The sequence below is a fragment of the Variovorax sp. J22R115 genome (assembly GCF_030317005.1).
Classification (GTDB): Bacteria; Pseudomonadota; Gammaproteobacteria; order Burkholderiales; family Burkholderiaceae_C; genus Variovorax.
Window position 1 is genome coordinate 24,686 of record NZ_JASZYM010000034.1, and the last position, 10,572, is coordinate 35,257.

The 10,572-nt window shown below is 59.4% G+C and carries 9 protein-coding genes and 2 pseudogenes; 8 read left to right on the forward strand and 3 right to left on the reverse strand.

The annotated features are described in order from the left end of the window. Nucleotides 1–295: 295 nt before the first annotated feature. Nucleotides 296–793, reverse strand: coding sequence for a hypothetical protein (locus tag QTI04_RS32940; RefSeq protein ID WP_286619446.1), 498 nt, complete (start codon nt 791–793; stop codon nt 296–298). Nucleotides 794–1,430: 637 nt separating this feature from the next. After that, a pseudogene (locus tag QTI04_RS32945) lies at nt 1,431–1,759 on the reverse strand (IS6 family transposase); the annotation flags it as partial. Nucleotides 1,760–2,041: 282 nt separating this feature from the next. Between QTI04_RS32945 and QTI04_RS32950 the strand changes: the two are divergent. The 6 genes from QTI04_RS32950 to QTI04_RS32975 all read left to right on the forward strand — a co-directional run bounded on the left by QTI04_RS32950 (nt 2,042) and on the right by QTI04_RS32975 (nt 7,908). Further along, nucleotides 2,042–3,133, forward strand: a complete 1,092-nt coding sequence (locus QTI04_RS32950) for an FHA domain-containing protein (RefSeq protein ID WP_286619448.1) — start codon at nt 2,042–2,044, stop codon at nt 3,131–3,133. Nucleotides 3,134–3,371: 238 nt separating this feature from the next. Further along, nucleotides 3,372–3,854: a hypothetical protein gene (locus tag QTI04_RS32955; RefSeq protein WP_286619449.1), complete on the forward strand. Its 483-nt coding sequence runs from the start codon at nt 3,372–3,374 to the stop codon at nt 3,852–3,854. A gap of 358 nt (nt 3,855–4,212) precedes the next feature. Then, a complete protein-coding gene (locus tag QTI04_RS32960) occupies nt 4,213–5,418 on the forward strand; it encodes an integrase catalytic subunit (protein WP_286619451.1) in 1,206 nt (401 codons plus the stop codon). 38 nt (nt 5,419–5,456) lie between these two features. Further along, nucleotides 5,457–6,464: an ATP-binding protein gene (locus QTI04_RS32965; protein ID WP_286619452.1), complete on the forward strand. Its 1,008-nt coding sequence runs from the start codon at nt 5,457–5,459 to the stop codon at nt 6,462–6,464. Nucleotides 6,465–6,496: 32 nt separating this feature from the next. Then, nucleotides 6,497–7,078 carry a hypothetical protein gene (locus QTI04_RS32970; RefSeq protein WP_286619454.1) on the forward strand — a complete coding sequence of 194 codons (582 nt, stop codon included), beginning with the start codon at nt 6,497–6,499 and terminating at the stop codon, nt 7,076–7,078. A gap of 347 nt (nt 7,079–7,425) precedes the next feature. Next, nucleotides 7,426–7,908 carry a hypothetical protein gene (locus QTI04_RS32975; RefSeq protein WP_286619455.1) on the forward strand — a complete coding sequence of 161 codons (483 nt, stop codon included), beginning with the start codon at nt 7,426–7,428 and terminating at the stop codon, nt 7,906–7,908. Nucleotides 7,909–8,589: 681 nt separating this feature from the next. On the opposite strand, the pseudogene QTI04_RS32980 reads toward QTI04_RS32975, so the two are convergent. Beyond that, nucleotides 8,590–8,700, reverse strand: a pseudogene (locus tag QTI04_RS32980) (IS6 family transposase); the annotation flags it as partial. Between the two features lie 650 nt (nt 8,701–9,350). On the opposite strand from QTI04_RS32980, the gene QTI04_RS32985 reads away from it, so the two are divergent. Both QTI04_RS32985 and QTI04_RS32990 read left to right on the forward strand, forming a co-directional pair. Beyond that, complete coding sequence (locus QTI04_RS32985; RefSeq protein ID WP_286619358.1) at nt 9,351–9,653, forward strand: hypothetical protein; 303 nt, start codon at nt 9,351–9,353, stop codon at nt 9,651–9,653. A gap of 521 nt (nt 9,654–10,174) precedes the next feature. Further along, a partial coding sequence (locus tag QTI04_RS32990; protein WP_286619456.1) for a replication initiator protein A occupies nt 10,175–10,572 on the forward strand: 398 nt, incomplete at its 3' end.

Sequence of the window (10,572 nt, forward strand, 5' to 3'; positions counted from 1 at the left end):
CAAGCCGCAGGGTCCTCATCACGCTGCCAGCGCGGCAGGGTGAAATGGCGCACGGTGTGCAAAGGAACTGGCACACCAAACCGCCAGTAGTTAATCGCCGTCATGGACGTACCGCGGAGAGTTCTTCCGTTTTGAGGCTGATGGGCGACAAGATCCTGGTATTAAAGCCATGTGGCCACCGTTGCGCTTGGCGGAAAAGGCAAGTTTCCTCATGAAAATATCCTCGTCTCGGGCCAATAGTCCCTCATCGCGCGATGGTCGGACTCAGTCAATGGATCGCCATGCCATCCAACCGCTAGCAGGCGTCCAGGTTGCCGACAAAACTTGCTGGCTTCCTTATCCTTGCTGGCAATGACAACCAGACGCCAGTTGCCGGAGCGATCGCTTCTATTGGCGTTCGTTGCCACGTGCGCAGGCCGGGGATCGGCCACCAGCCACCCCTTCTGTAACTCGAATTCGGGGCGCCTGTGTAGATCAATCCATCGACGCATCGAGCTGCCAACCCGAGATTGGTGATCAAATCTCCGGGAAGCAGAAATGACTCAATGGCTACCCCCGCGTGTTCCAGCCATTCAAAATCAGGCTCAAGCGAGTAGTGCCAGTCTGGATCACCGCCGTTGCAGATACTAGCTACCTCCACCGGCCAACCGCGCTCCTCGACGGTGGACACGACATGGCCATCGAGGCCGGCAACATCCTGAACACCAGGCACGTCTTGGCGTGAATGGCACTTCACATCAACCGGCGCATAGACTACCGATGGAGGAACCGGATTGAGTATGTCCCAAGACATGAATTCGCCTCAGCTGACTGCCGCAAAGTTGTCTAGGTTTGTGAACCGCACGAAAGTGCGCCATTCACGCCATTGACAAAAAAGACCAGCGTCGCAATTGAAAGAGTGATCGCCAAGTCCCCACTCTTGCGCTTAGGCAGCCCGGTACAAGTTCACCGAGTCGCTGAACGGTGAGCCTTAGTTTCGGCATGGGCTTACTCCTTGAGATTCAGGTTACGCCTATGCTTTCCGAAGTCAATAATTCATTTGGCCTACTAAATATTAGGCAGAAGCATCCCGCCCCGCAATGGGGCAACGGTAGCCCACTTCAGGGCATCATTCGAATACTGTTGCCCCGTTGCTGCCTACGGCTGGCGACTGGGGACGGCAGCTACGAGCGAAAGCGGACAGACGAAAATGAGAGCGATTCAAGCTCTGGTTTCAAAGCATGGATGATCTCTGTACAGCGCGAGCTGACGACGCAGGAAGAGATTCTCGGCCTGAATAGACACTTTCAAGCGCAACAGCAAGCTCATCCATCGAAATGCGTCTTCGATCAGACAGCCTGCGATTCTCAGGGCGGTGACCATCAGGAATGGTGCCACAGCGGTCAACCTCCGTCGGCCGAGCTGAGCGGACGGAATTATTGCGGAGCACAGCTCAAGCGAAAGTCGACTGTCTGGCCTTCTCGATCGACAGCACGGTACAGATAGGTCCACTTCCCGCGGATCTTCACATAGGTCTCGTCGACGCGCCATGATCGGCCGGCCTTGCGGGCAGGCGCTTCTCGAACTCGGGCACGAAGCGCTGTACCCAGCGCATGATCGTCGTGTGGGCCATCGACAGGCCGCGCTCGACCATCATCTCCACCAAGTCACGCAGGCTCAGCTTGAAGCGCAGGTACCAGCGAACGCACAGAATGATGATCTCTCGCTCGAAGTGCCGGCCCTTGAACAGTTCGTCCATGCTCTGAAGCTTCTTCGCCATCGACCCGCCCGCAGTTCACAAACGCAGTAGCCTACCGCACGCCCTGTTTGCACCAGAACCGCCATTCTCCGGTCACCGAGTTCCGCCCTGAATCGGCGCCCACCTCCGCATGATGCTGGCTACATACCCCATCAGTTGAGTTGTAAACTGAGCTGAAGATGTGTAAACCTCTTCGGCAATGCGATCGGCGGCGTCGAGGTGCATTTGCCTGTCGGCTCCGGCGAATCGAGTGCTGGCCGCGCCTCCGCCACGCCGCGCAATTCTGGGCCACGAAGGAGCGCGATGCCAGTTGCCGGGAGACCTCCGTCGCTTTTTGGACGTGCTGGCGCCTTCAAGGGCGTGTCGATTCCGATTCCCGCCGGCCGTTTGACGCTTGGCCGAGAGTCAGCCGCTTCGGGGCACCTCTCCTTCGGCAAGCACAGCGACGTGAGCCGCATGCATTGCTCGGTACGCTACGATGAGCGCCTGCAATGCCTATGCGTAGTCGACCTGGGGTCAAGCAATGGCACATTCCTGCTGCCTGAAGGACGCCGCCTGCCAGCGCGCGAAGAGGCTATCTGCAAGCCAGGGCAACTGATCCGGCTTGGCAATGACAACGTCTTCGAGTTCCAACTCGGCATGAGGTCGGCCGGTCGGACACCGGCCAACGAGCCGCGAATTGCAGCGCAGCCTGCGATGAGCAAAGGCGCACGGCGTTCGGTCGACCCTCCAAGGCTATTTAATTGGCGCACAAAGAAGCCCGTCAGAAAAAGGATTTTCATCTGTTATCGGCGCGATGATACCAGTGGCCAAGCCGGTAGGTTGTACGACTCTCTCAATGAATTTCTAGGGCAAGAGATCGCGTTTATGGATGTTGACGCGATTCCCGCTGGCGTGAAATTTGACGCGTACATCGACGAATGCCTGAGGGACTGCTTTGTGTGTATTGTCGCAATCGGACAACGATGGAGCGTTGAACGACTACGCGGTGAAAACGATCTTGTGCGCAAGGAAATTTTTGCGGCAATCTCAAGGGAAATTCGAATCGTGCCACTCCTGTTCGACGGGGCAAAAATGCCCATTCAGACACAATTGCCTGTGGAGATTGAGGAATTTGCATTGTGCCAAGCGTATGATTTTGGCACAGGGAGAGATTTCCGCGGCCGCGTCAAGGATTTACTCGGCGAGATAAATCGCGCGATAGAAGAGGGCAAGCAGCGAGAAATTGATAAATCCAGAGACGCTTTGCGCGGCATCGCCCTGAGACCCCATCAATACCCGCTTTGGGTGTTATTTTTTTGTGCTTTGATTGCACTCTCGGTTATTGTTTCTATAAATTCTGTTGTGCCGCAAATCTTGACACTCAATTCCAGTGGAGGTGGCGTCTCACGGTGATCGGGTTGTTGTAATGGCAACCTTCCGAAATGCTCTAAAGCGCTGGCTCAATGATATTCGAGGGCGACTGACGAAGCAGTACTGAACACCTGAAAGCGTTGGAGCAAGTAATTTCGGAAGAGATGTGCCTGGGGTCAAGGCTGTAATGCCGCCTGCGTAGACGGACTATTTGAACCGATAAAATATGTTTTTCATACCAGGAATCGTAATCACAATTGCCACGTTTCCAGGGTTTGTGATGGCAACCGTCGCGAGGCGATTCTGGTGTGATGTGCTTGGCATTCCCGTATACGATGCGCAATATTTTGCGGGCGTCTTAGTCCACGAAGAAATACGTAGTCCCGCACGAGCCGCTCTCGTCGCTTTTGCACCTTTGACGATAAATACCTTGTTATGTGCGATTCTGTTCTTCCCCGTTGGCTTTTCGATAGTCCTTGAAACCGAAACGCTCGACCCGGTGGTTTTTGGGATTCTCGCGTGGGCAGGACTTTCGATTGGAATGCATGCGTTGCCTTCACGCGTCGAAGTGAACGGCTACTTAGACAATCTCGCGGAGGAAAATCGACGTGGGTGGACGTTTTCCTTTCTCCGGGTCACGGGTTTCATTTTCATCGTGGTCGATTTTCTTAAACCGGTTTGGATTGACCTTATTTATGCACTGGCCGTTGGGGTTGCGGCCCCATGGTTCGCAATCTGGCTAACCAATTTTTTTTATGATTGACCGTTCGGGGAGCCACTGACATTGGACGGCGGTAGAAGGAGAGCAACTCATTCCTGGGAGAGCATCACAATCTTGGGGTAATCGTATCTTTGATGAAAATTGACACGGTTGCCCTCAGAAAACCCAAGCGCGACAGGTACTTGCCGGACCGCGTCCTGACGTCAACCGACGCTCCGCGCAACTTGTTGAACTCGCAGGAAAAATCTCCCGCCACCGTGTCAATCTGCGCAAAAGATACGGTTACCCCGTTCCCAGCAACCACGCGGGGCCGGGCACTGTAAGTTGATTTCGCGAGCATTGCTGTTCACTTCTTTGCGGCGTATCGTCTGCGGCCCCTGAACGGCGAAAGAGCACGGCGATGCATGGCTGGCAGACGTGCTACCTGGGCCTGCGTGATATGCCCGGCGAGATCAGCGAGTTCGAGCTGCAGGCGTTCTTCAGCTTCAGCCGCGCCGAGCTCGAATTGATCGCGCGTCAGCGCGGCGACAGCCTCAAGCGGCGGAAGCTCGCGGGCAACACGACACTTACGGATTCGCGCTCGCAGCGCAACCGGGCAGATCGAAGGGGCAGCCAGTTAACAACCCAAGCTCGCAGCTCATCAGGTACTCCGGCCTGCCCGCAAGGCATGCTCCCGTCGCCCCTATCCCTGTCGTCCGCACAAAACCCATCCGGTGCGCATACACCGGACGATCGCCCATACATCGAGCGCTTCTTCGGCTCGATCGCCTCGAGCCTTTCCTCCCGCCTGCCTGGCTACACCGGATCGAATCCGCGAGACATACGCCGCGCACTCGCACACCCCGGCGGCGACTTGCGGCTGTTCGTATCGTTGGCGGAGATCGAGGAACTCTTGAAGGCGGCCATCGCGACCTACAACGCCAGTCCTCACGACGGCCTGAATGGCCGTACGCCGCTCGAAGCCATGGAGTACTCGGTGCGCCGCAACGGCGCAATGCTGAGTTGGCTGCCCGAGGCCAAACGACGCACCCTGTGTCTGATGCAGACGCCCCGACGGGCAATCGTGCGCGGTTACCTCCACCAAGGGCAGCGGCCGCATGTCAACTTCTTCGGGGTGCGGTACACCAATTCGATGTTGGCGAGCACAGCCGCGTTCCTTGGTCAGAAACTTCGCATCTACTATCACAGCCAGGATCTGCGCGCGGTGCGCGCCTTCGGCGCGGATGGGGCGGAGATCGGCGTGCTCAAGGCCCAGGGCGCGTGGGGCGAGATCGCGCACGACCTGAAGCTGCGCCAGGAGATCCTGCGACTGCGCGGGCGCAAGCGCTTGACCAGCGCCCTCAGCCAAGATTTCCTGCAGGCGTACGTGCAGCACAAGCTCACCAAGGCCAAGCGCACGCGGCGCGCGGCCAGTGACATCACGCAGACGCTGCGCACCCTCGCAGCGGCGCCGACCAGCATTTCAGAGCTGCCGCCGCAGCCGCCGCACTCCGCGCAGATGACGGCGAGAGCGCAGGCGCCAGATGGGGATGCGCCCTCCCCGACTCGTCAGCGCGTCGAGCCCGAGCGCTTAAGCATCGGTAGCGGCTTCGTGGGTTCGATCTGATCCGTCCGGCTTGAAGTCACGATGAATGGAGATCGATCATGACCAGCAAGCCAACACCGCCCGCGTCGACATCGGTGGCCCGGCCGATCGACCCGACCTTGCACCCGATCGAGACCGGCAGCTACCGCATCGCCACCCCTGCCATTCAGGCGTTCTCGGATCTGGTTCAAAGGTGCCTGCGCTACCGCATACCCGGTGCGTTGACCTACGGGCCTTCTCGCATCGGCAAGACTCGCGCGATCGAATATCTTCGCCTACTGCTGGCTCAGACTCAGCCCAGGCTCACGACCTTTCACGCGCAGGCCGAACACAAACCGCGACACGCAGAGGGGCCCTTCTTCGCCAACCTCCTTGAGGCCGTCGGCCATCCCGAGCCTACCTGTGGTTCCAACCCGGCCAAGCGCATGCGTTTGATCAACAAGATCAAGGAGGCCTGCGCACGCAACGGTGGCGGCACGGTGGCACTATTCTGCGACGAGGCGCAGCGCTACGACGAGAACGAATACGAGTGGCTGCGCGACGTCCACGACCATCTGGATCGACTGCAGATCCGGCTGTTCACCTTCCTGGTCGGCCAGCAGGAACTGCTGGCCGTGAAGACCGCCCTGCAACGTGCGAAGAAGACGCAGATCGTCGCGCGGCTGATGGTCGAGGAACTCGCCTTCTTCGGCATCCGCAACGTGCGCGATGTGGCGACGAGCCTCAATGGCTACGATCAAACCTGTTTCCCGCGCACGAGCGATTGGAGCTTCACGCGCTTCTATCTGCCCCAGGCGGTGGCCGGCGGCTATCGCCTCGTCGACGATGCGCCGCTGCTGTGGGACGCGTTCGAGCAGTTGCACCACAGGCATGCCCTCCCCGGAACGCTCGAGATTCCGATGGAATCGTTCACCCGCGCGGTGGAGATCGTGCTCAAGGACAGCGCGTTGCACGATGCACCGGGCTGCCGGCCCGATGCTGCGCTATGGGACGTGGCCGTGCGCAGTTGCGGCTATATCCAGTCGCGTCAGGCGGTCGGCAATGCACTGGCGGCGATGGTCGCGTGACGTTGCAGCGCCGAAATGAAGGGGCCAGGGGCGTGACACTGCCGATTCTGACGCTGGATGAGCACGTGTTGGGCCCGCGCCTTGGATACGTGTTCCAGCGCAAGTGGCTCCAGCCGTATGAGTCGATGGTCGGCATGCTTTGGAAATTTGCTCACATGAACCGGCTGCCAGGGCTCCTCGTGGTGTCGCAGCTGAGCGGCCGGCTGATCGATCCCTACGAGGGTATCGTGCCGGCCGACATCGACGTCAAACGGGTCGCGCGCTTGCTTGGCATTCCCCGACACATCGTGGGCGAGAGCCTCTGTCATGCCGCGAACGACACGAGTAAGTTCCTGCGATTCTGCCCATGCTGCGTGAGCTCGGCGTATCACAGCCGGTTGTTCCAACTGGAGCGCCTTGCACGTTGCCCGATCCATGGTGAAGCGCTGCGCGATGTCTGTCGACATTGCGGTCGGCAAGCGGCCTACAGGCTCGATGCAATGTTGTTGGATGCGCCCTTTCGCTGCAAACACTGCCGCAGCTGGTATTCCCCTCTCGGATACGCACCCCAGGCGTTTGACAGATGCCTTGCGCCAAAGGCTCGCGCGGCGTTGACACGCGCTGCTATCGGTTGAGAGGCTTTTTTGCCCAGAAAGGTGCGCGTGACTTGGTCGACGCCGAAACAGCGGTATCACATTTACTTTCCAAATCGGCCAAGCCCTTGCTGGATGCGGCTTCGCGGCGCACAAGGCTCCTCTGACCGCGGGTAGTCACACTTTTACCGTCACGTTTGGAACGGACTCGCTTTCTTCTACGCGGACGGTATTCTTGCGGACGACACCGCACCTGCCCCGTGTGCTGCGCTGCCGACGACATCGGCCCCGTTCGAAGGCTCTCCACCGTATGGGTGATGCCAGCACCGGCGCGCCGGTGCAGTATGGCGAAGCAGATCACCGAGTCGCGTGGTCGAGGAGCCACTCCAATGAACCTGAGGCCATTGATCTCACCGCGGTTCGCTCGCATCCTTCTGTGCCTGCTGGTCACTTTGCTTGTTGGCGCATGGTCACAGCAAGTTCATGCGCAATGTGCGGTCCAGCAAGAGGAGGGCAACTGGGTCAACTCAGACCCCAATACACCGAGCCTGACGCGGGCTGTGTTGCGCTTCACCTGCCAAGATCAGGTGCTGAACGGCCAACCCTATCCTCCCGGTCCTCCGTGGCACATGCACCTGTGGGGCAAATGCCACCCGACGGATTGTGATTGGGGTGAGGTGGGTGCTGAGAACGTGACCATCGGAAGTCGGACCTACGTTCGCGCCACATTCAACCAAGGGTTTGCCACACGCCATGTGTATGCCGACATGTCGTTGTTCAGAACAGGGCAGTTGTGGATTTGGATGTGGACCGATTTTTCCGATCCAGGGCGGCCCGACTACGAATCGCAAAACTGGTTCGTCCGCCGTTGAAAGGCTGCGCCAGGAGGACATCACATGACGCTCGCCCGTAGTCAACTGAATATGGTTGTCGTTGCCTGTGTGTTCGCAGCAATCTCGGGGTGCTCGCATCTCGATGGTAGCGCTCGGCCCTCGTCGCAGATCGACACGGATCAAAGCGTTCGCGGTGCGACAAGCGGCATGGTGCGACCCACGGAGCTGCGGCCGTTTCCTGTGGACCGGCAAAACAGGTCGTACGCCACGTTGGAGGATCAATCTGAGAAGCCGCGCGGTGAGACCAAGGCCAAGCCCATCCAGGAGCCCAAGGCCAGACGCTGACAATCCTGGGGTGGGAAGCCAGCATCGATCCGGCGCGGTCGATGGGGTCCCCTCGTTTTCCGTGCACTCAGTGACGGTTCACAAGGCCAGCAACGGCGCGCGGGAGCTGGGTCGCAAGTCATTGATTTTCTTGATGTTGCTGTTCACTTTTCACCGGCGTATCGTCCCCTGCCCCACTGACGGAGGCGCGCGATGCAAGGCTGGCAGACGACATACTTGGGCATGCGCGAACTTCCGCGCGACATTAGCAGTTTCGAGCTGCAGGCGTTCTTCGCGGCGAATCTCTCAAGCTCGGGCTGGCATTGCACATCGGATTCCTGGGTTCTGTCGCAGTAGCGCCGCGAGGCCCAGCGAAGGCAGATTGCCGCCCGTCGTTCACAAGGCCAGGGAATAGAACTTTGATGCTGCAGACGAGCCTTGGCCTTCAGCGCAGTCGAACTGACCCTTCTTGATCATGTGCATCAGCTCGATGCCGGCAATGAGGAGAGCATCCATTTCCTGGGGTGTGCGGTGCAACAGATGCTCAGGGATAAGACGTCTTGCCCCCGACGCCCGCCCCTGACCATATCTTTGCTGCACCGCACACCCCCAACTTCTGGATGCTCTCACTGACTGGTCGCGTGATGCGTGTGCATTACTTCACGAATTCTGCGTAAAACTGCGGCGTTCGGATGGGTGCCGTATTCGATGCCCAGTGGTAAAACCCGGTAATCAAAAGTTCCTCGCTGCAATCGCCGTCATGAACCGCGCCCAATTCGCTCGCTCGAAATGGTCCACCCCAGAACTGGCCGTTACTGTCCAACAACTCGCACCCACCGAGTTCGCTTGGAAGGTGGTGGCGCGGCGGAACGGTCAACTTTCTGAGTGCGTTGCCGAAGCAACGGAGCGCTGTGCTGACTATGACGAGGCACTCGATTCCGGCTTTGTCGCCCTCAAGGAGTGGCGGGAGCGATAACAGTTGTTCGATGGGGCGGCGCCGGCGACGCTGCATGCGATCCCCGCAACACTGGCAAGCACCAACTAAACCTTGGCATCGGATCGCGTCAGCGGTTCGGTCCCGGCGCCGGCCTTCACACGCAAGGCATACGCCCTTCTGGGGATGGCGTGCCAACTGAGTCACAGAAACAATGCTGTGCATGTTCCGCATCGTCGTGCAAGAGAAGCGAGCCTTCGCCGGAGAGCCACCCTCCAGCGGCGCCCCTTTGCCTCAGGCCAACAAAGCGTTGTCCACGATCGATCCGCCTCCCGCACGACTGACCAGCCTCCAACTGCGTGAAGTCAGTGCCCAGTGGCGTCTGCGATCGGACATCGACCCCCAGACGGCATCACGTGTTGCCGACGTGCTGGATTGGCTGGCGGCGAAACGGGAGGCGCACCCGCCCGCCCGGTCTGCCGCCCATCAGCTACGTGCGAGCCTCTCGCAGTGGATGGGCTTCTGACGGTCGTGGCGCTTGAGCTGCGCGCGGTCTATCGACTGGCCCTCGAAACCCCCATCTGCCAGGCCCGCCGGCGAGTTGTCAACACGAGAGGTTGACATCCAACCAGCCTCCGCAGATTCTTGATCGCTCCGCCGACCGTCATCGTCCCGTTGTCGAACCATTCGGGAGCCGCCGAAATGACAACTGACTCCGACCCAGAACCTCGCCCGAGCACCGAGGGCCCAAGGCGCGGTGGCGAAACCCTTGTCTGGCACCCCTGGATCCGTGCGCTGGGGTAGCTGGCGAGCTCTGGCTCCTTCGCCCTCTGGCTGGCCACCGACTGGGAATTCATCGCTGGACCCGGCCTGACCGTCGGGACCGTGATCGCCCGTGCCATCTGGCTCGGAGAGCATCCATTTCCTGGGGGTGTGCGGTGCAACAAACGTTTAGGGGTAGGACGTCTTGCGAAGGCATTTCGCCGACACCCGTGCCTGAACCGGATCTTCGCTGCACCGCACACCCCCAACTTCTGGATGCTCTCCATGGATCGCTTTTCCGTGCTGCCGCGCAATGGAAAGAAGACTGTCGAAGTCTCCGCTGGCCCAGCCGGGCGCGCAACCCAGCACGACAAGGACATCGTGATCTATTGCATCTCGCAGCTGATGGCTGCGATGAATGCTGGTAAGGCGCCCAGCCCGATGGTTCGATTCACCGCATACGACTTGATGCTATCTACCGGGCGAGTCGGTAAGTGGTCGCCTGGCCTAGACGAGTACCAATGTCAACACGCTCCGGCACGAGACTGCCGACCCTCTACTGGTGAAATTTCCGGGCTGATATGGCCCGTTTTGTCAAGCGAGCGCGAGGTGTTTCCTCGCGAAGCTTCGCGACAGCCCATGGGGACGACGAAGTCTAAAAAGGCGTCACACCGGCACCTTGG

What these genes read in the sequence shown, in the direction of transcription:
- QTI04_RS32940 (WP_286619446.1), bottom strand. Translation starts at nt 793, where the DNA reads ATGTCTTGGGACATACTCAATCCGGTTCCTCCATCGGTAGTCTATGCG.
- QTI04_RS32950 (WP_286619448.1), top strand. Translation starts at nt 2,042, where the DNA reads ATGCCAGTTGCCGGGAGACCTCCGTCGCTTTTTGGACGTGCTGGCGCC.
- QTI04_RS32955 (WP_286619449.1), top strand. Translation starts at nt 3,372, where the DNA reads ATGGCAACCGTCGCGAGGCGATTCTGGTGTGATGTGCTTGGCATTCCC.
- QTI04_RS32960 (WP_286619451.1), top strand. Translation starts at nt 4,213, where the DNA reads ATGCATGGCTGGCAGACGTGCTACCTGGGCCTGCGTGATATGCCCGGC.
- QTI04_RS32965 (WP_286619452.1), top strand. Translation starts at nt 5,457, where the DNA reads ATGACCAGCAAGCCAACACCGCCCGCGTCGACATCGGTGGCCCGGCCG.
- QTI04_RS32975 (WP_286619455.1), top strand. Translation starts at nt 7,426, where the DNA reads ATGAACCTGAGGCCATTGATCTCACCGCGGTTCGCTCGCATCCTTCTG.
- QTI04_RS32985 (WP_286619358.1), top strand. Translation starts at nt 9,351, where the DNA reads ATGTTCCGCATCGTCGTGCAAGAGAAGCGAGCCTTCGCCGGAGAGCCA.